This window comes from Bacillus sp. FSL K6-3200 (assembly GCF_038630485.1).
GTDB lineage: Bacteria > Bacillota > Bacilli > Bacillales > Bacillaceae > Bacillus > Bacillus safensis.
The window spans coordinates 2,965,851-2,985,856 of record NZ_CP152032.1; the positions used below are offsets into that span (position 1 = coordinate 2,965,851).

The window sequence follows — 20,006 nt, forward strand, 5'->3', positions numbered from 1 at the left end:
TCAAGCATATAGTGTAAAAAAAGCTGGAGGTTCTATATGAAACAATTTCTCCCAGGTCTACACCCGTCAGTCGCTGCAATGGCAGGTATGAGGTTCTTATCTGCCGCTATTGAACTGACGGCAGCCATCCTCATTTTAATCACAAATGATGTACGGAAAGCGGTAGTCATTAATAGTATATTGGCGATTATCGGGCCGCTCATTTTTATTATCACGATGACGATTGGAATCTATCAAATTGCCGGGCAGCTATCCTATGCCAAGCTCGTGTTTATTTTCATTGGTGTCGTGTTTATTCTCGTTGGGATCTATAAGTGAAACGGCTTGGAATAATTAACGGCTCACATCATACATTTTAGAGAAGAAAAAAAGGAGGGGAATTCGTTGCGGAGTTTGTTGGATATTCTCCCGCACTCGATTGGACAAGAACTCAGACTGCTGAAAGAGGCAGAATGGGCGCAAATAGAAGAAATCCGCATTCGCACGGATCGTCCTATAGAACTGATGCAAGGAGGAAAACCACGTTTTCTTTCTTATCACACAACAGGGGAAGATGCGTCTCAGCTTTTAGGCAGGCTGAGCAATTACAGCATGTACACACTTGAGGAAGAGCTAAAACAGGGCTATATCACCATATCTGGCGGACACCGGGTGGGACTTGCAGGAAAGGTGATCGTTGAAAACGGATTCGTCAAAGGGTTACGAGATATCTCTTCATTTAACATCCGCATTGCCAAAGAAAAAATCGGGATTGCGCTTCCTTTTCTTCCTTATTTATATGAAGAACACTGGCACAATACACTCATCATCGGTCCACCGCAAACGGGGAAAACAACATTACTCCGGGATATAGCCCGTCTTGCTAGTACAGGTACAAAGACAATTCCTCCTAGAAAAACAGGCATTATTGATGAGCGTTCTGAAATCGCCGGATGTATAAGAGGGGTGCCGCAGCACCATTTTGGCCACCGGATTGATGTACTCGATGCGTGTCCAAAGGCTGAAGGGTTGATGATGATGATTCGGTCTATGAGCCCAGAGGTCATGATTGTCGATGAAATCGGAAAAAGTGAGGATGTCGAGGCACTTTTAGAAGCGATTCATGCCGGAGTCAACATCATCGTCTCAGCTCATGGCTATTCACTTGAAGATGTATATAAACGTCCCTCATTTAAGCCGTTATGGGAGCTTCGTGTGTTTGAACGATATGTTGAATTAAATCGAAACAATGGACCAGGCACGATTGGGCGGATGTACGGCGGGGACGGCCAAGAGATGAAATGGAGGCGGGGAGTGTGTTAAAGCTCATTGGCGCTATTTTCATTGTCGCGGCTACGACTTGGGGAGGATTCGAGTTTGCCAAACGATATAGTGACAGACCTAAACAAATTCGGCAGCTGCGGTTTGCTCTCCAGTCTCTTGAAGCTGAAATTATGTATGGCCAAACCCCTTTAGCGCGGGCGGCAGAGCAAATTGCAGCGCAGGTAGGTCCTCCTGTGAATCAGCTGTTTGAACAATTTGCAGAAAAGCTGAAAGTGGGGACTTTTTCTGCACGTCATGCATGGAACGAAAGTCTTGAGGATGTTTGGAAAAAAACCGTATTAAAAAAAGGCGAATATGAGGCATTGAAACACTTTGGAGAAACACTTGGCCAGCATGATGTCACTTCTCAGCAAAAGTATATCAAGCTTGCTTTAGGCCATTTGGAATCAGAGGAGAAAGAAGCTGAAATCGCCCAAGCAAAAAATGAAAAAATGGTCAGAAGCCTTGGGTTTTTAAGCGGATTACTACTGATTCTTTTATTGATGTGAGAGGAAGGGAGTCGAGAGCATGGGCGTTGATGTAAACGTCATTTTTCAAATTGCCGGAGTAGGCATCGTCGTGGCCTTTCTCCATACGATTTTAGACCAAATGGGGAAGAAAGAGTACGCTCAGTGGGTGACGCTGCTTGGGTTTATCTACATTTTGTTTATGGTGGCAACCATTGTAGACGATTTGTTTAAAAAGATTAAAGCCGTATTTCTATTTCAAGGATAGGGGAGGGCTTACAAATCGAAATCATACAAATTGTTGGACTTGGTTTAATCGCTACTTTTTTAGCATTAATCGTCAAAGAACAAAAGCCAACCTTCGCCTTTATGCTTGTGGTTTTTACCGGATGTGTGATTTTTCTTTATTTAATTGATCAAATCTATGCCATTATCTCGATGATTGAAAAAATTGCGGCAAGTGCCGGCGTCAATATGAAGTATGTTGAAACCATATTGAAGATCATTGGTATTGCTTATATTGCGGAATTTGGCGCTCAGCTGACAAAGGATGCTGGACAAGGCGCCATTGCATCAAAAATAGAACTAGGCGGCAAGATCCTCATCTTGGTTATGGCAGTCCCGATTTTAACAGTCATTATTGAAACGATCTTAGGAATGATCCCGTCCATGACGTAAATGAAAAGAGGTGATGACAATGAAACGGGTGACTGCTGTTATAGGATTGATGCTTTTCTTTTGGCTGATTGCTCCTCATGCAGGTGCAGAAGAAAAAGAACCTTTATCTAATGAACAGCCAGCAGCAGAAGAAGTGGCGAATGGACAGGCTGATGCACTTGAGCTTCATTCCATCAGTGACTTTTGGGAAACCATATTGGACGAGTATGGCGGCTTTTTGCCAGAAAGCCAAAAGGGCACAGTGAAGGAAATGATTGACGGCGATAAAGAGCTGTCTCCCCAAACATGGCTGAAAGCCTTTGTACATTATCTATTTCATGAGGTCATTGCAAACGGAAAGCTCCTAGGTACTCTCATTTTACTCACCATCTTTTGTTCACTTTTGCAGCTTTTGCAAAATGCCTTTGAACAAAGCACCGTCAGTAAAGTCGCATATGCTCTTGTTTATATGGTGCTGATCATTATTGCACTCAACAGCTTTCATGTGGCGATTTCCTATGCCACAGAAGCCATTCAAACGATGACCAGTTTTATTCTTGCTCTTATTCCTCTTTTACTAGCGCTTATTGCTTCATCAGGCGGGCTTGTCTCAGCCGGATTCTTTCATCCCGTTATTTTATTTTTAATGAACACGAGCGGTGTTTTCATTCAGTATGTTGTTCTCCCGCTCATCTTTTTATCAGCGATATTGAGCATTATTAGTACGCTAACCGAACAATACAAGGTCACCCAGCTTGCTCAGCTGTTAAGAAATGTGGCAATTGGCGGGCTTGCCGTTTTTTTAACCGTTTTTCTCGGCGTCATTTCCGTTCAGGGTGCATCTGCGGCGGTTACTGATGGAATCGCCCTTCGTACAGCCAAATTCATTACCGGAAACTTCATCCCTGTCCTAGGCAGAATGTTTACAGATGCGACGGATACCGTGATCAGCGCCTCAGTTTTACTCAAAAATACAGTCGGACTAGTTGGGGTCGCCATTTTGATTTCAATTGCCGCTTTCCCGGCAATTAAAGTACTTTCGTTAGCCCTTATCTATAAGCTTGCGGCTGCCATCCTTCAGCCGTTAGGGGGCGGACCCATCATCAGCTGTCTTGATGTCATTTCAAAAAGTGTGCTGTATATATTTGCCGCACTTGCAGTTGTGTCGCTCATGTTCTTTTTAAGCATTACCGTCATCATTACTGCGGGTAACCTGACCATGATGATGAAGTAAGGAGGGGACACCTTTTGAGCTTTCTCACGGAATGGATCACAAGCATTATTCTCTTTATCTTATTTGCGATTGTTATTGATCTTCTGCTTCCCAATTCGAGCATGCAAAAGTATGCAAAAATGGTCGTTAGCCTGCTGCTAATCGTGGTGATGCTCAATCCGATTTTTGCTTTATTTCGAGCAGATCCTGACCAAATTTTTTCAGAATTGATGAAAGGGAAGGAAGAAGCGCAGTCAGAAGAAATAAAAAATCAGATGAATTTAGAAAAAAAAGAAATACAAGCCTCTCAGCGTGCATATATTTTAAAGCAAATGGCTGTCCAACTAGAAAAAAGCGCAAAGGAGCCACTGGAGAAGGAGAGCTATGAAATGAAACACGTAGAAGTGCTGGCTGATGAGGAGCATCTGGATCAGAATATGGAGGCGGATCAATTTCGCATCAAAGCAGTTCTTTCCCCGCTCACAGGTGATGCTGTAGAAACGGTGGCAAAGGTGGACATTGATCTCTCCAGGCAAAAGGAGGAAAGCGCTGGATCTTCTAGCAAAGAGATCACGAGGGTGAAAGAGGCACTTGCTGATGTTTGGAATACGAGTCCTGAGCATATCGCGCTGAACATTGAGGGAGGTGACGCAGCAGATCATGAATAACAAGGACTGGAAACAAAAGCTGAAATCATTCTTCCAGCCGCCTGAAAAAGGTGAAGGAAAACCCAAATTAACGAAGCACCATTACTTGCTGCTTGTATTCATTATCGGCGTATCTTTCATGTTAGTCAGTCAGATCTTGTCACCGCCATCAAGCAAACAACAAGCTGCGGTTCCTGCATCTAAAAAAACATCCTCAGAAGAGCAGGAGGTATTCAAACCGGCATCCTCAGGTAAACCAAAGAATTCAATTGAGGACGTAGAGCAGGAATACGAAAATCAGCTGAAAGAAATTTTAGAGACCATCATTGGCGTTGAGGATGTATCAATTGTGGTCAATGTAGATGCAACTTCTTTAAAAGTGTTTGAAAAAAACAAATCCAATAAAAGTACAACGACCGAGGAAACAGATAAAGAAGGCGGCGTGCGAAGTGTCACCGATCAAACAAAAGAAGAAGAAGTGGTCATCATCAAAAATGGTAATGAAGAAACACCAGTTGTTGTTCAAACGAAAAAGCCAGAAATTCGAGGTGTCCTCGTTGTTGCTCAAGGAGTAGACAACGTTCAAATAAAGAAAACCATCATTGAAGCGGTTACACGAGTGCTTGATGTACCGAGCCATAGAGTGGCTGTTGCCCCTAAAAAAATCAAGGAGGATTCGGAATGATGTTAAAAAAACAAACGGTGTGGCTATTAACGATGCTAAGTTTAGTTGTCGTATTAAGTGTGTACTATATCATGTCTCCACAAGGTGAAAATGCAGTGACAGTAGAAGATACGAAATCAAAAGGCACTGAAGAGAAAAAGGTTGAAACAGAAAAAGGGACGGATAAAGGGACGGAAAAAGGTGCAGATAAGAAATCCACTGACAAAGAAACAAACGGCAAACAAGAGGATATCGAAACAAGCGGTGAAGAAGGAAAGGCTGTGTCAGAGCAAACAGATGATGAGCTTTTTACAACATACAGACTAGAGCTTGAAGATAAACGAAGCAAGCAGCGCGAAGAATTCAACGAAATCGTGTCCAGTGACGATGCAACGGCACAAGAAAAAAGTGAAGCATACGATCAAATGACCGCACTTAGTGAGGCAGAAGGAACTGAGCGTCAGCTCGAAACCTTGATCAAAACAAAAGGCTATAAAGATGCGCTCGTAAGTGCTGAAGGAGACAAAGTGAGCATCACGGTTCGTTCTGATAAAAAATCAAAGTCTCAAGCAGCGGATATTATTGATATGGTCACAAAAGAAATGAGAGGTCTTGATAATGTAGCTGTCACTTTTGAGCCGACTAATCAATAAAAAAGAACTGGCGCCCTTTTACCGAAAAGGGCGTTTTTTGATGCGGCTTGACGCCCTCTCCAAGGTGCTTACGCGAGGCGCTTCACCACAATAGTAGTTGAATTCATTGAAATCCTCCTGTAAGATGGTTATAGTATGTACTTTTAGTACTAGCCTATAATAAAAAGATAAATCCATACATAGGGGTGCAAATCCATGTTAAAAATCGAAGAAATTCATGAACTGATTAAATTAATTGACGACTCTACAATCGATGAGTTTACGTACGAAAACGAAGGTGCAAAAATCAAACTGAAAAAAAATAAAGAAGTCGTTCAGCAAGTTGCGGCACCAGCACCAGTGGCTCCAGTCCAAGCAGCTCCAGCTCAACAAGCTCCTACAGCACAAGCTCCAGCTCAGACCGAAGCCCCTGCACAAGAGGCAGCTGCGTCTGAAAATCTGCATAAAATCACATCCCCAATGGTTGGCACATTTTATGCTTCATCTTCACCAGAAGCAGATCCATACGTGACAACAGGCTCTAAGGTGAAGGAAAATTCAGTTGTATGTATCGTGGAAGCGATGAAACTGTTTAATGAAATCGAAGCAGAAGTAAAAGGTGAAATCGTCGAAGTATTAGCTGAAAACGGTCAGCTTGTAGAATTCGGACAACCCCTCTTTCTAGTGAAAGCAGAGTAAGGAGTACGATCATGATTAAAAAGCTATTAATTGCAAACAGAGGAGAAATCGCAGTTAGAATTATCCGCGCTTGTAAAGAGCTTGGAATTGAAACTGTTGCGGTATTTTCTGAAGCGGATCGCGATGCGCTGCATGTACAAATGGCTGATGAAGCATATTGCATCGGACCGACTGCTTCTAAAGATAGTTATTTAAATGTCACGAATATTGTCAGCGTAGCAAAATTAACAGGGACAGATGCCATCCATCCAGGATACGGCTTTTTAGCAGAAAATGCAGACTTCGCAGAGCTTTGCGAGGAATGTAATGTGATCTTTGTTGGCCCAACTGCGTCAGCGATTTCCAAAATGGGAACGAAAGATGTCGCGCGAGAAACAATGAAGAGTGCAGGCGTCCCGATCATTCCTGGTTCTCAAGGAATTGTAAAAGATCTTGATGATGCTGTTTCAACAGCAGCTAGTATTGGGTATCCTGTGATTATTAAAGCAACTGCAGGCGGAGGCGGTAAAGGAATCCGTGTGGCTCGTACAGAAGAAGAGCTTATTAACGGAGTGACCATCACGCAGCAGGAAGCGGCGCAAAACTTTGGGAACCCTGGTGTCTATTTAGAAAAGTTCATTGAAGACTTTAGACATGTGGAAATCCAAGTGCTTGCAGATCAGCATGGCAATACGATTCATTTAGGAGAGCGTGATTGCTCAATCCAAAGAAGAATGCAAAAGCTTCTTGAAGAAACGCCATCACCAGCACTGAATGCAGACATCCGTGAGCAAATGGGTGAAGCAGCCGTAAAAGCAGCAGAAGCTGTTGAATACACAGGTGCTGGAACAGTGGAATTCATTTATGATTATAATGAAGAGAAGTTCTACTTCATGGAAATGAATACTCGTATTCAAGTAGAACATCCTGTGACAGAAATGGTCACAGGTGTAGACTTGATCAAAGAACAGATCAAGGTTGCATCAGGTGAGAAGCTTTCTCTTACACAAGAGGATGTCGTATATGAAGGCTGGGCGATCGAATGCCGCATCAATGCAGAGAACCCAGAGAAAAACTTCATGCCTTCAGCTGGTGAAATTAAAATGTATCTTCCGCCAGGCGGTTTAGGAGTACGTGTTGATTCTGCCGCTTATCCGGGCTATGTGATTCCGCCATATTATGACAGCATGATTGCAAAAGTGATCACATATGGTAAGACAAGAGAAGAAGCGATTGCAAAAATGAAACGTGCGCTTCAAGAATTCGTCATTGAAGGAGTCTATACAACGATTCCATTCCACCTTAGATTGCTCGAGCATGAAACATTTGTGAGCGGTAATTTTAATACGAAGTTTTTAGAAACATACCAAATCATGAAATAATCACAGCTTTCGGAGGTGAATGATCGTGTCAGAAAACAATTTGCTTGAAATGAACCTTGATGAAGATCAATTGGGAAAAGTGCAAATTGCACCAGAAGTGATTGAAGTCATTGCTGGGATCGCCGCTTCAGAAGTCGAAGGCATTGCCGAAATGCGCGGCAATTTCGCTGCTGATGTAGCAGAACGCTTTGGTAAGAAAAATCACCGTAAAGGTGTAAAAGTAGATGTCTCTGATGAAGGCATCACAATCGATGTGTATTGTGTGGTTGAATTTGGCCTATCCATTCCAAAGGTATCCACTGCTGTACAAGAAAATATCCGTCAAACCCTTTTGAACATGACTGCCTTAACGATTAATGAAATTAACATTCATGTCGTTGGCATTCAATTTGATACAAAAGCACCTGAGGCTGAAGTAGATCAAGAAATGTAAAGAAGGGTTCAAGTGAAACCAAGGAGGCATTGCCTCTTTGGTTTTTTAAAGCCCATTTTTGAGTAATTTCCGAATATTGATAACGTCACGCGTTGATTGATTCGTTTTTCGTCACAGCTCGCATGGATCTTGGTGCGACCACGGTCAAAATATGTTATGATCTCTGTATGGCTTAACGACAAGCGGATAAAGTGGTTAAAGGAGTAAATAATGAAAAGAAGAACTGCAAGAGAAAAGGCGCTACAAACATTATTTCAAATTGATGTGAGCAATATTGATCCGAAAGAGGCCATTACACATGCGCTGGATGAACAAGAATCAGATCCTTTCTTCGAGGAACTGGTTTTCGGTGTGCTTGAACAAAAGGACAAGCTTGATGACATGATCTCTCAGCATCTAGTGAATTGGAAACTCGATCGTATTGCAAACGTAGACAGAGCCATTTTAAGGCTGTCTGTGTACGAGATGGTGTATCAAGAAGACATCCCACTTAGTGTCTCAATGAATGAAGCGATTGAACTCGCCAAATTATTCGGCGATGATAAAGCACCGAAATTTGTAAATGGTGTACTTTCAAACATTAAAAACGACCTAAAGCAGCAATAGGAGGATTCGACATGACAGCAACAATCATCGATGGGAAAGAAACAGCAAAAGAAAAGCGTGAACAATTAGCAAAAGAAGTAGAAGAGCTAAAACAAAAAGGAGTCACACCTGGTCTTGCCGTTATTCTAATCGGTGATGATCCGGCTTCACTTTCTTACGTACGCGGGAAGAAAAAAGCAGCAGAAGCAATGGGCATGCATTTCCAGCTTGATCATTTAGATGCTTCTTTAACAGAAGAAGAATTGCTTCAGCTGATTGATCAGTACAATGCGAACGATCAATTCCACGGGATTCTTGTTCAACTTCCACTGCCTAAACACATTTCTGAAAAAGCCGTCATTGAACGTATTTCACCTGAGAAAGATGTGGATGGTTTCCATCCATTAAATATCGGGAAAATGCTGCTTGGGGAAGATACATTCCTTCCTTGTACACCAGCAGGCATTGTTGAATTACTGAACAAAACGGGTGTCAGTCTTTCTGGAAAAGAAGTAGTCGTTGTTGGACGCAGCAATATTGTCGGCAAACCAGTTGGACAATTGCTGTTAAATGAAAACGCAACGGTTACTTACTGCCATTCAAGAACGGCGAATATTTCAGAACATACGTTAAAAGCGGACATTTTAGTTGTTGCCGTCGGTCGAGCAAACTTTATTAAAGCTGACCAAATCAAAGAAGGCGCAATTGTCATCGATGTAGGAGTCAATCGTTTGGACACTGGGAAACTTGTTGGGGATGTTGATTTTGAAGAAGCAAAAGAAAAAGCTTCTTACATCACACCAGTCCCTGGCGGAGTCGGTCCAATGACGATTACGATGCTTGCACACAATACGGTTAAATCAGCAAAACGTACATTAGCATAAGCTTTATCCATTCATCCACCTGCATGCTGCCGGTGGATGAATGTGCGTTTTTGAAGAGGAGGAATACGTCATGAGTGAAAAAGCCTTTGTGACGGTCACAGCCCTTACAAAATACATAAAAAGAAAATTTGATGTTGATCCGCATTTAGAAGATATTTGGATCAAAGGTGAGTTATCCAATGTGAAGATACATTCAAGAGGTCACGTGTACTTCACCTTAAAAGACGAAAACGCACGCATGCAAGCTGTCATGTTCCAGCGTTCCGCATCAAAGCTGCCTTTTTCACCAAAGAGCGGAATGAAAGTGTTTGTACGCGGCGGGATTCAAGTATATGAACCAAGCGGCAACTATCAATTATATGCAAAAGAAATGCAGCCTGATGGTGTTGGTGCTCTTCATCTTGCTTATGAAGAGCTGAAGAAAAAGCTGGCAAGTGAAGGCTTATTTGATGCGCGCTATAAAAAACCAATTCCTGAATATCCAGAGGTTGTTGGTGTCATTACATCCCCAACAGGAGCGGCTGTTCGAGATGTCATTACAACGATTAACCGGCGCTATCAGCAGGCGAAAATCATTGTGCTTCCGGCGCTAGTCCAAGGTGAGAATGCCACCCGTTCAATCGTAGAGCGGATCAAGGAAGCAAATGACAAACAGCTCTGTGATGTCTTGATTGTCGGAAGAGGAGGCGGTTCGATTGAAGAACTTTGGGCCTTTAATGAAGAAGCTGTCGCAAGAGCGATCTTCGCATCAGACATTCCAATCATTTCTGCAGTGGGGCATGAAACGGACTTTACGATCAGTGATTTCACTGCAGACATGAGAGCACCCACACCAACAGGAGCAGCCGAGCTCGCTGTTCCAAGCACAGCCGATTTAATAGAACGAATCAAATCCATTGACATTCGGCTCACAAGGGCTGTGAAAAATCGAACTTCACAAGCGAAAGACCGTCTTGTGGCACTGCAATCCTCTTATGCCTTCCGTTTTCCAAAACGATTGCAGGAGCAAAAAGAGCAGCAATTCGATTTGGTATTTGACCGTTTTCAAAAACAGCTGACGAGACAAATTGAACAAAAACGCAGTCAACTAGACCGCCAAACATACAGGCTGAAGCCGCTCCATCCAAAAGAGCAGCTGCTTCAGGCGAAGAAACGCCACGCCAATGAAACAGAACAGCTCGTTCGCAGCATGAATGTGCAAATGAAAACAATACATTCGCAGTTCCAATCTGTTCTTGGTAAACTAAATGCATTAAATCCACTTCAAGTGATGGAAAGAGGCTATAGTTTAGCCTATAAAGATGATGAACTGATTAAAAGTGTGAATCAAGTCGATACGAAGGATCAGCTGGCTATCACCATGAAGGATGGACGTCTGATTTGTGAGGTTATTGAGAAGGAGGGGCAATCATCATGACAGAATCAAATAAACAAAAAGAAGAACAAATGACATTTGAAGAAGCGATGAAAGGTCTTGAGGAGATCGTTGAGAAGCTCGAAGAAGGAGATGTACCACTTGAGCAAGCCATTCATTATTTCCAAGAAGGCATGACACTTTCAAAGCTTTGTCATGAAAAATTACAGCACGTTGAAAAGCAAATGGATTTCATTTTAAAAGAGGACGGTGAGCTGGCTCCTTTCTCAGTGAAGGAGGCAGATGCTGGTGACAAGTAATTTGCAGGATTTTTTAACAACACGAAAACAGGCCATTGAAGATTATTTATTTACATATGTCCAGGAATTGAAGATTCCAGAAGACCTAAAATCTTCGATGCTTTACTCTCTTGAAGCTGGAGGGAAAAGACTTCGTCCAGTTCTCGTTCTTGCTTTATTACATGCCTACGGAAAAAACGAAGAAGATGGCATACCGGTTGGCTGTGCTGTAGAAATGATTCATACGTATTCATTGATACATGACGACCTTCCTTGCATGGACGATGATGACCTTCGCAGAGGAAAGCCGACCAACCATAAAGTATACGGGGAAGCAACCGCGGTCCTCGCTGGAGATGCTCTTTTAACGGAAAGCTTCCACCTGATTACATCGCAGCTATCTAGCAGCGTCTCTGCTGACCAAAAGCTCAGAATCATCGATGAGCTTGTGAAGTCAGCAGGTGCACTAGGAATGGTTGGCGGTCAATTTGATGACATGGAAGCAGAGCAAAAACAAGTGCCGCTTGCTGAACTAGAATCCATTCACGCCCGGAAAACAGGAAAGCTACTCACATTCAGCGTCACAGCAGGTGCAATGCTGGCAGGAGCATCAGATGACGATATCGAAAAACTAAGAGAATTCAGCTATCATATCGGCATTGCTTTTCAAATCCGTGATGACATTTTAGATCTCGAAGGAAGCGAAGAAAAAATAGGAAAACGGGTCGGCTCTGATACAGCGAATGAAAAGTCGACATATCCTTCTTTATTAACGCTTTCAGGAGCAAAAGAAAAGCTGCACGAGCACATCACACGTGCAAAAGAAATCGTCTCAAATCTTGAATTAGAGCAGCAATTGCTGCATGAGTTATGTGATCTGATCGCCTCAAGAGATCATTAAAAACAGCCTAGATTTGAGGGTCTTCGAGCAATTGTGGTAAACTGTAAACAGTTTATCATGATGAGACAACTCTTATTCCTGCTTGGTTTTCCTAGGAATAAGGCATTATATATGTAGATAGAAATTTTGTTGAAAGCGAGTTGATCCTGATTGGATCTTTTATCAATAAAAAATCCAACGTTTCTAAAAGGAATGTCAAATGCAGAATTAGAGGAGCTTAGTGCTGACATTCGCATGTTTTTAATTGAGTCCTTAGCTAACTCTGGCGGGCATATCGGTCCGAACCTGGGTGTCGTTGAACTCACAGTTGCCCTTCATAAAGTATTTGACAGCCCGAAAGACAAATTCCTTTGGGATGTTGGACATCAGTCTTACGTTCACAAGCTGTTAACTGGAAGAGGAGCGGAGTTTGATACACTTCGTCAATATAAAGGACTTTGCGGTTTTCCTAAACGAAACGAAAGTGAGCATGATGTTTGGGAAACAGGCCATAGCTCAACCTCATTATCTGGCGCAATGGGGATGGCGGCTGCGCGGGATATTAAAGGGACAGATGAATATATCCTTCCGATTATTGGAGATGGTGCATTAACCGGAGGTATGGCGCTGGAAGCTCTGAATCATATCGGTGATGAAAAGAAAGATATGATCGTCATCTTAAACGATAATGAAATGAGTATTGCACCAAACGTCGGTGCGATTCACACAATGCTTGGCAGACTGCGCACAGCAGGCAAATACCAATGGGTAAAAGACGAGCTCGAATATTTATTCAAGCGGATTCCAGCTGTAGGCGGAAAGCTTGCTGCCACAGCAGAGCGTATTAAAGACAGCCTCAAATATTTACTTGTGTCTGGCATGTTCTTTGAGGAAATGGGATTCACTTACTTAGGTCCTGTCGATGGACATTCTTATGAAGATCTTTTTGAAAACCTTGAATATGCAAAGAAAACAAAAGGTCCTGTCCTGCTGCATGTCATCACGAAAAAAGGAAAAGGCTATCAGCCGGCAGAATCCGATAAAATTGGGACTTGGCACGGCACAGGTCCATACAAAATTGATACAGGTGATTTTGTAAAACCAGCAGCTGCTGCACCGTCATGGAGTGGTCTTGTCAGTGAAACAGTCAGAAAGCTTGCGCGGAAAGACGATCGAATTGTGGCCATCACGCCTGCGATGCCTGTTGGCTCAAAACTTGAAGGCTTCGCAAAGGAATTTCCAGAGCGAATGTTTGATGTAGGGATTGCTGAGCAGCATGCAGCCACAATGGCAGCTGGGCTTGCAACGCAGGATATGAAGCCATTTTTAGCGATTTATTCAACATTCCTGCAAAGAGCTTATGATCAAGTGCTGCATGATATTTGCCGCCAGAACCTCAATGTATTTATCGGGATTGACCGTGCGGGTCTTGTCGGTGCAGATGGAGAAACGCATCAAGGCGTGTTTGATATTGCCTTCATGCGTCATATGCCGAATATGGTACTTATGATGCCGAAGGATGAAAATGAAGGTCAGCACATGGTCAATACAGCCATTCAGTACGATGACGGTCCTATTGCCATGCGTTTCCCGCGCGGAAATGGGCTGGGCGTGAAAATGGATGAACAGCTGAAAACCATTCCGATTGGGTCTTGGGAGGTTCTTCGTCCAGGGAAGGATGCTGTGATCTTAACATTCGGTACGACGATTAAAATGGCGCTGCAAGCAGCTGAGGAGCTTCAAAAAGAAGGGAAATCAATTCGTGTCGTCAACGCCCGGTTTATTAAGCCGCTTGATGAAGCAATGCTAAATGATATTCTTTCTGAAGGTATTCCGATTTTAACGATTGAAGAAGCTGTGCTCCAAGGCGGGTTTGGCAGCAGCGTATTAGAATATCTACACGACAAGAAAGCATCACATATCAAAGTAGAACGCATGGGTATCCCAGATGAATTTATTGAGCATGGAAGTGTTGATGCTCTGCTCGAAGAAATTGGTCTGACGAAAGCACAGGTTGCTGAGACTTTACGTGACCTGCTTCCTGCAGCACCAAGAAAAGGAATTGGATCATGACATCAAAGAAAGAACGACTTGACGTTTTATTAGTCGAACAAGGACTAATGGAAACAAGAGAGAAAGCAAAGCGTGCCATCATGGCAGGGATCGTTTACTCAAATGAAAACCGTTTGGATAAACCAGGAGAGAAAATTGCTCGTGATACACCGCTCACAGTGAAAGGGAATCCTCTCAAATACGTAAGCCGCGGCGGGTTGAAGCTCGAAAAAGCGCTCAAAGAATTTGACCTGACAGTTGAAGGGAAATTGCTGATTGATATTGGCTCATCAACAGGCGGATTTACAGATTGTGCTCTTCAAAATGGAGCGGTCAAATCATATGCTGTAGACGTTGGCTACAATCAGCTTGCGTGGAAATTAAGGCAGGATGACAGGGTCATCGTCATGGAGCGCACCAATTTCCGCCATTCAGTTCCAGCTGATTTTACTGAAGGATTGCCAGAAGTGGCATCAATTGATGTATCTTTTATTTCACTTAAACTCATTCTGCCGGCTTTAAAGCATATTCTTGTTCCCGGTGGTGACTGTATTGCACTCGTTAAGCCTCAATTTGAAGCAGGCAGAGAGCTTGTTGGGAAAAAAGGCATCGTGCGTGAGCCGTCTGTCCACCTGGGTGTACTAGAAGAGATGAATCAATTTGCTGCTAAAGAAGGCTATGATGTAAAAGCTGTATCATTTTCGCCTATCACTGGAGGAGACGGAAATATTGAATTTCTGCTTCATTTAGTGCTTCATCCTGATCAAGAAGAAAATGCGGCACTTCCGGTTTCAGAACTTGAAAAGATCGTCAAGGAAGCCCACTCCGTATTGAAAGAGAAGAAAAACAGCCCTGAGCCGGCTGACACATGAACTCATTGAAACAAAAGGAATAATAGCTCGCTATTATTCCTTTTTACATGGTCAAAAGACGAGAATCGGCTGTATCTCACGTAATGCTTGTTTTTTGAAGTGTGCATCATATAACATAGAACGTAAAGACAAACTGAGAATGAAACGCCTAGGGGGGTCTAATATATGAATAAAGGTCAAAGGCATATTAAAATTAGAGAAATCATTGCAAGCCAAGAAATCGAAACACAAGATGAATTGGTCGATATTTTGAAAGCCGATGGATATAACATCACACAAGCGACCGTTTCTAGAGATATTAAAGAATTACATTTAGTGAAAGTTCCGACGAACAATGGGACATATAAATACAGTCTTCCTGCGGATCAGCGGTTTAACCCGCTGTCAAAGCTGAAGCGATCCCTAATGGATGCATTTATTAAAATGGATGCTGCCAGTCATTTGATTGTTCTCAAAACAATGCCGGGTAATGCTCAGGCGATTGGTGCTTTAATGGATAATTTAGATTGGGAAGAAATTATGGGAACGATTTGCGGGGATGATACCATTTTAATCATTTGCCGCACCCCAGATGATACAGAGACAGTTTCGAGCAAAATTTTAGAGCTTCTATAAAGAATCAGGTTTACTAAAAGAGGTGTCAAATGAGTGTTAGCAGAACTAACCATTAAAAACTTTGCAATCATTGAAGAGTTAACGGTTTCATTTGAAAAAGGACTCACGGTCCTAACAGGGGAAACAGGTGCTGGAAAATCCATCATGATTGACGCTGTCTCGCTTCTCGTGGGAGGAAGAGGTTCTTCTGAATTTGTCCGCTACGGTGAAAAAAAGGCAGAGCTGGAAGGGCTTTTTCTTGTACCAGCCGATCATCCTGTATTTGCTCTTTGCGAAGAGCAAGGAATTGATGCGTCAGATGAAATGATGATCCTCCGCCGTGATATTAACAACAGCGGGAAAAGCATTTGCCGTATTAATGGAAAGCTTGTCACCATCTCAATTTTACGTGAAGTAGGACGGCTTTTGCTTGATATACATGGTCAGCACGATAACCAGCTGCTCATGGAAGATGAAAATCATCTGCATTTGCTTGATCAATTTGGGGCAGAAGAAATTGCACCGGCTCTCTTGCAGTATCAAGAAGCATATGATCAATATATGAAGACGGCTCAAAAGCTAAGGCAGCTGTCTGAGAACGAGCAGGAAATGGTGCACCGGTTAGATTTACTGCAATTTCAGCTAGAGGAGATTGAGGCGGCGCAATTAGAGCCAGGAGAAGATGAGAGGCTTCAGGAAGAGCGTCATCAAATCAGCAACTACGAAAAAATCTATTCCTCACTTCAAAACGCGTATAACGCCTTGCGTAATGAACAAGGAGGACTTGATTGGGTTGGCATGTCCTCAAGCGAGCTTGAGCAGGTGTCTGAGATCAACGATGATTTGAAGAAGCTATCCGAACAAGTGTCGAACTCCTACTACTTATTAGAGGATTCAACCTTCCAAATGCGAAGCATGCTGGATCAATTAGAATTCGATCCGGCTCGTCTTGATTTTATTGAATCCAGGCTGAATGAAATGAAGCAGTTAAAACGAAAATACGGCACAACCGTTGAGGAAATTTTGGAGTATGCGGCGAAGATTGAAGAAGAAATAGATCAAATTCAAAATCGAGACAGCCACCTCCAAACGCTCAAAAATAAACTGGATGCGATGAGCCGTGATGCTCTGCTTGAAGCACTTAATGTTTCGGAGCTGCGTAAAAAATGGGCCAAAAAGCTAGCCAAGCAAATTCAAACGGAGCTCAAGGATTTGTATATGGAGAAGTCAGCATTTGACACAGCTTTTTCTGTTCGATATGCGCCTTTTGGCAGCACAGATTGTCCGCTTTTAGACGGAAAACCTGTCCAGCTCGGAAAAAATGGAATCGACCAAGCACAATTTGTCATTTCTACAAATACAGGCGAACCGATGAAATCTTTATCGAAAGTAGCCTCCGGAGGAGAAATCTCACGTGTCATGCTCGCTGTGAAGAGTATTTTCTCAGCCAAACAAGACGTCACATCCATTATTTTTGATGAGGTTGATACAGGCGTCAGCGGCAGAGTCGCACAGGCCATTGCCGAAAAAATTCACAAAGTAGCGGCTGGGTCACAAGTGCTCTGCATTACACATCTGCCTCAAGTAGCAGCAATGGCCGACACACATCTTTTCATTTCGAAACGCTCGAAAGCGGGCAGAACACTGACAAGTGTCAAACCATTAAGTCATGAAGAAAAAGTGAGTGAAATTGGCCGGATGATTGCCGGTGTGGAAGTGACAGAGCTGACAAAACAGCACGCAAAAGAACTATTGCACCAAGCAAATGATGTCAAAACAACAGGGTAGCTGAATCATCGGCTGCCTTTTTTTATGTTGTCTAAAAACCCGCGTATATACCCAAAAAATCGTCTTTTTTTTTATCAATTTATCCAATCATTTTCTAAAGCTGCCGGTTATAAATCCTCTCGAAGAAGGCAAAAGTAAAGATGTAGCCAAAACATGAGTGTTCTGGTGTGGGTAAGGAGCGAGGAGAGTGAAAAATGAATGCCCGAAAAGATGAGAAAAGCCATTGGTGTGATTCTCCTTGTTTCTTTAATAAGTACAGGGTTTATGAGCATAGTGAAGGAGTACATCAGCATTCCAACAAATGTTGCTGTATTTGAAAAACAGAAGCACTCGATTGACACATCGATTGAAGCGTCAGCCAATGCTTCTTCGCCAGCCTTTAGCCTTTCAGAGAAAAAGAATCAGCTGGATATTACAGGACAAAAGGCGGGAAAAGCTGAAATTGTTTATGATTTTAAAGGATTTCCTATTAAGAAAACAAAAGTTGACGTTCTCCCTGAATTAAAAGTCATTCCTGGAGGGCAATCCATTGGCGTCAAGCTCCACTCTGTAGGAGTTCTCGTTGTAGGTTTTCATCAAATCACAACAGCAGACGGCAAAAAATCACCAGGTGAAGCCGCAGGCATTCAATCAGGGGATATGATCATTGAAATCAATGGTCAAAAAATGGAGAAAATGAATGACCTCACCCCATTTATCCAGAAAGCAGGGAAAACGGGTGAAACGCTTCGTTTGCTCGTAAAGAGAGATCATAAAACCTTTCAAACAACATTAACACCCGCAAAAGATGCGAGTGAAGGCATCTATCGAATTGGTCTTTACATTCGTGATTCTGCAGCAGGAATCGGCACGATGACCTTTTTTGAACCTTCATCTAAAAAATATGGTGCCCTTGGGCATGTGATTTCTGACATGGATACAAAAAAACCAATTGTTGTCGACAATGGTGAAATTGTCAGATCAACCGTGACATCGATTGAAAAAGGCACAGGAGGTAATCCTGGAGAAAAATTGGCGAGATTCTCTTCCGAAAGAAAAACAATAGGAGATATCTCCCGCAACAGCCCTTTTGGTATCTTTGGTACGTTAACCGAAAAGCTTGAAAATCATATAGCAGATAAACCACTTCCAGTCGCTTTATCAAATGAAGTAAAAGAAGGTCCAGCAGAAATTTTAACTGTTGTGGATCATGATAAAGTGGAGAAGTTTGATATTAAAATCGTCAGCACAACACCGCAGAAATTCCCAGCAACTAAAGGAATGGTATTAAAGGTAACAGATGAGCGTCTTTTAAGCAAAACGGGCGGAATCGTCCAAGGAATGAGCGGAAGCCCCATCATCCAAAATGGCAAAGTCATTGGAGCAGTCACACACGTATTCGTCAATGATCCGACTAGCGGGTACGGCGTACACATTGAATGGATGCTGTCAGAAGCAGGAATCGATCTTTATCAAAAAAACAAAAAAGCAAGCTGAAACATCAAACTGCCGCGAATCTTCCGGCAGTTCTTTTCTACCCTTTCTTTCTCTTCCATCATGTTATAAAATAAGGAAAAAGAGATTTTTCGACAAAATGGAAAAAAGCATGTTGTCAAATTGCAATAATCGTCGATTCGTTAAGAAAAACGTAGAAAAAGCTAGATAATGCTCTATTATTCGGAAAATTAAAGTTTTTTAAAGGGGATAGCATGGTTTTGTCGAATTGAACACTCAGAAGAGAAATGCAAAAGACTAAAGGAATCGACATTGGGGAGGAAAGAACGTGGAGAAAATTAAAGTGTGTGTAGCTGATGACAATCGAGAGCTTGTTGGCCTGTTGACAGAGTACATTGAGGGACAGGAAGATATGGAAGTACTTGGCGTGGCGTATAATGGTCAGGAATGCCTGACATTATTTAAAGATAAAGAGCCCGACGTTCTCCTCTTAGATATTATCATGCCTCATTTAGACGGTCTTGCTGTACTGGAACGCCTCCGTGAAAACAATGAAATGACGAAACAGCCAAGTGTGATTATGCTAACGGCATTTGGACAAGAAGATGTCACGAAAAAAGCAGTTGATTTGGGCGCATCCTATTTCATTTTAAAGCCATTTGATATGGAAAACCTAGTAGGTCATATTCGTCAAGTCAGTGGAAACGGCACACAAGTTACCCATCGCTCTTCATCTATCCAAAACAGTGTTCTTCGTAACAAACCTGAACCGAAACGTAAAAACTTAGATGCGAGCATTACGACCATCATTCATGAGATTGGCGTGCCCGCTCATATTAAAGGCTATTTATACTTAAGAGAAGCGATTTCTATGGTGTACAATGACATTGAGCTTCTCGGAAGCATCACTAAAGTGTTGTACCCAGACATTGCGAAGAAATTTAACACGACTGCCAGCAGGGTAGAACGAGCGATTCGTCATGCCATTGAAGTGGCTTGGAGCAGAGGAAACATTGATTCCATTTCCTCACTCTTTGGTTATACTGTCAGCATGTCAAAAGCGAAACCAACCAATTCAGAATTTATTGCCATGGTAGCCGATCGTCTGCGTTTAGAGCATAGAGCAAGCTAGTATATTTTTCATAAAAAAACGTTTCTTTATTGAGACGTTTTTTTATTTTGAAATATG

At 42.5% G+C, this 20,006-nt stretch carries 23 protein-coding genes; all 23 read left to right on the forward strand.

Translation table 11 applies throughout. The annotated features are described in order from the left end of the window. The first annotated feature begins 36 nt into the window (after window positions 1-36). The 23 genes from MHI60_RS15160 to spo0A all read left to right on the forward strand — a co-directional run bounded on the left by MHI60_RS15160 (window position 37) and on the right by spo0A (window position 19,949). Window positions 37-318: a YqhV family protein gene (locus tag MHI60_RS15160; protein ID WP_024422953.1), complete on the forward strand. Its 282-nt coding sequence runs from the start codon at window positions 37-39 to the stop codon at window positions 316-318. A gap of 66 nt (window positions 319-384) precedes the next feature. Next, window positions 385-1,302 carry a stage III sporulation protein AA gene (spoIIIAA, locus tag MHI60_RS15165; protein ID WP_095408985.1) on the forward strand — a complete coding sequence of 306 codons (918 nt, stop codon included), beginning with the start codon at window positions 385-387 and terminating at the stop codon, window positions 1,300-1,302. After that, entirely contained in the window at window positions 1,296-1,811 is a 516-nt protein-coding gene (spoIIIAB, locus tag MHI60_RS15170) for a stage III sporulation protein SpoIIIAB (protein ID WP_024428003.1), read from the forward strand. Before spoIIIAA ends, spoIIIAB begins: the two co-directional genes overlap by 7 nt. 19 nt (window positions 1,812-1,830) lie before the next feature. After that, window positions 1,831-2,037, forward strand: coding sequence for a stage III sporulation protein AC (gene spoIIIAC / locus MHI60_RS15175; RefSeq protein WP_003153142.1), 207 nt, complete (start codon window positions 1,831-1,833; stop codon window positions 2,035-2,037). Continuing rightward, window positions 2,034-2,447 carry a stage III sporulation protein AD gene (spoIIIAD, locus tag MHI60_RS15180; RefSeq protein ID WP_087978339.1) on the forward strand — a complete coding sequence of 138 codons (414 nt, stop codon included), beginning with the start codon at window positions 2,034-2,036 and terminating at the stop codon, window positions 2,445-2,447. Before spoIIIAC ends, spoIIIAD begins: the two co-directional genes overlap by 4 nt. 19 nt (window positions 2,448-2,466) lie before the next feature. Continuing rightward, the gene (gene spoIIIAE, locus MHI60_RS15185; protein ID WP_111292274.1) at window positions 2,467-3,660 is read left to right on the forward strand and encodes a stage III sporulation protein AE; all 1,194 of its coding nucleotides are present in this window, start codon (window positions 2,467-2,469) and stop codon (window positions 3,658-3,660) included. Between the two features lie 14 nt (window positions 3,661-3,674). Next, window positions 3,675-4,307 (forward strand): stage III sporulation protein AF, encoded by a 633-nt coding sequence (gene spoIIIAF, locus MHI60_RS15190; RefSeq protein ID WP_144484607.1) that lies wholly within the window; start codon window positions 3,675-3,677, stop codon window positions 4,305-4,307. Continuing rightward, window positions 4,300-4,971 carry a stage III sporulation protein AG gene (gene spoIIIAG, locus MHI60_RS15195; RefSeq protein ID WP_024428005.1) on the forward strand — a complete coding sequence of 224 codons (672 nt, stop codon included), beginning with the start codon at window positions 4,300-4,302 and terminating at the stop codon, window positions 4,969-4,971. Before spoIIIAF ends, spoIIIAG begins: the two co-directional genes overlap by 8 nt. After that, a complete protein-coding gene (locus MHI60_RS15200) occupies window positions 4,971-5,603 on the forward strand; it encodes a SpoIIIAH-like family protein (RefSeq protein WP_186318657.1) in 633 nt (210 codons plus the stop codon). Before spoIIIAG ends, MHI60_RS15200 begins: the two co-directional genes overlap by 1 nt. 195 nt (window positions 5,604-5,798) lie before the next feature. Then, window positions 5,799-6,281: an acetyl-CoA carboxylase biotin carboxyl carrier protein gene (gene accB, locus MHI60_RS15205; protein WP_095408980.1), complete on the forward strand. Its 483-nt coding sequence runs from the start codon at window positions 5,799-5,801 to the stop codon at window positions 6,279-6,281. Window positions 6,282-6,292: 11 nt separating this feature from the next. Then, on the forward strand, window positions 6,293-7,642 hold the full coding sequence (gene accC / locus MHI60_RS15210; protein ID WP_144484605.1) for an acetyl-CoA carboxylase biotin carboxylase subunit: 1,350 nt from the start codon (window positions 6,293-6,295) through the stop codon (window positions 7,640-7,642). A 25-nt stretch (window positions 7,643-7,667) separates the two neighbouring features. Further along, entirely contained in the window at window positions 7,668-8,075 is a 408-nt protein-coding gene (locus MHI60_RS15215) for an Asp23/Gls24 family envelope stress response protein (RefSeq protein ID WP_034280262.1), read from the forward strand. Between the two features lie 210 nt (window positions 8,076-8,285). Further along, the gene (nusB, locus tag MHI60_RS15220) at window positions 8,286-8,681 is read left to right on the forward strand and encodes a transcription antitermination factor NusB (RefSeq protein WP_034661255.1); all 396 of its coding nucleotides are present in this window, start codon (window positions 8,286-8,288) and stop codon (window positions 8,679-8,681) included. Window positions 8,682-8,692: 11 nt separating this feature from the next. Beyond that, window positions 8,693-9,544 (forward strand): bifunctional methylenetetrahydrofolate dehydrogenase/methenyltetrahydrofolate cyclohydrolase FolD, encoded by an 852-nt coding sequence (gene folD, locus MHI60_RS15225; protein WP_024422943.1) that lies wholly within the window; start codon window positions 8,693-8,695, stop codon window positions 9,542-9,544. Between the two features lie 70 nt (window positions 9,545-9,614). Then, on the forward strand, window positions 9,615-10,961 hold the full coding sequence (xseA, locus tag MHI60_RS15230) for an exodeoxyribonuclease VII large subunit (RefSeq protein ID WP_048239238.1): 1,347 nt from the start codon (window positions 9,615-9,617) through the stop codon (window positions 10,959-10,961). Then, window positions 10,958-11,218, forward strand: coding sequence for an exodeoxyribonuclease VII small subunit (locus MHI60_RS15235; protein WP_144484603.1), 261 nt, complete (start codon window positions 10,958-10,960; stop codon window positions 11,216-11,218). The genes xseA and MHI60_RS15235 overlap by 4 nt, the downstream gene beginning before the upstream one ends. After that, a complete protein-coding gene (locus MHI60_RS15240) occupies window positions 11,208-12,098 on the forward strand; it encodes a polyprenyl synthetase family protein (RefSeq protein ID WP_095408978.1) in 891 nt (296 codons plus the stop codon). Before MHI60_RS15235 ends, MHI60_RS15240 begins: the two co-directional genes overlap by 11 nt. A 150-nt stretch (window positions 12,099-12,248) precedes the next feature. Beyond that, the gene (gene dxs / locus MHI60_RS15245) at window positions 12,249-14,150 is read left to right on the forward strand and encodes a 1-deoxy-D-xylulose-5-phosphate synthase (RefSeq protein ID WP_095408977.1); all 1,902 of its coding nucleotides are present in this window, start codon (window positions 12,249-12,251) and stop codon (window positions 14,148-14,150) included. Next, window positions 14,147-15,001, forward strand: coding sequence for a TlyA family RNA methyltransferase (locus MHI60_RS15250; RefSeq protein ID WP_095408976.1), 855 nt, complete (start codon window positions 14,147-14,149; stop codon window positions 14,999-15,001). Before dxs ends, MHI60_RS15250 begins: the two co-directional genes overlap by 4 nt. Window positions 15,002-15,166: 165 nt before the next feature. Beyond that, a complete protein-coding gene (argR, locus tag MHI60_RS15255) occupies window positions 15,167-15,616 on the forward strand; it encodes a transcriptional regulator ArgR (RefSeq protein WP_024422938.1) in 450 nt (149 codons plus the stop codon). 33 nt (window positions 15,617-15,649) lie between these two features. Continuing rightward, the gene (recN, locus tag MHI60_RS15260; protein ID WP_111292270.1) at window positions 15,650-17,383 is read left to right on the forward strand and encodes a DNA repair protein RecN; all 1,734 of its coding nucleotides are present in this window, start codon (window positions 15,650-15,652) and stop codon (window positions 17,381-17,383) included. 198 nt (window positions 17,384-17,581) lie between these two features. After that, the gene (gene spoIVB / locus MHI60_RS15265; RefSeq protein ID WP_048239243.1) at window positions 17,582-18,859 is read left to right on the forward strand and encodes a SpoIVB peptidase; all 1,278 of its coding nucleotides are present in this window, start codon (window positions 17,582-17,584) and stop codon (window positions 18,857-18,859) included. Window positions 18,860-19,145: 286 nt separating this feature from the next. Then, window positions 19,146-19,949 (forward strand): sporulation transcription factor Spo0A, encoded by an 804-nt coding sequence (spo0A, locus tag MHI60_RS15270; protein WP_024422935.1) that lies wholly within the window; start codon window positions 19,146-19,148, stop codon window positions 19,947-19,949. Window positions 19,950-20,006: the final 57 nt, after the last annotated feature.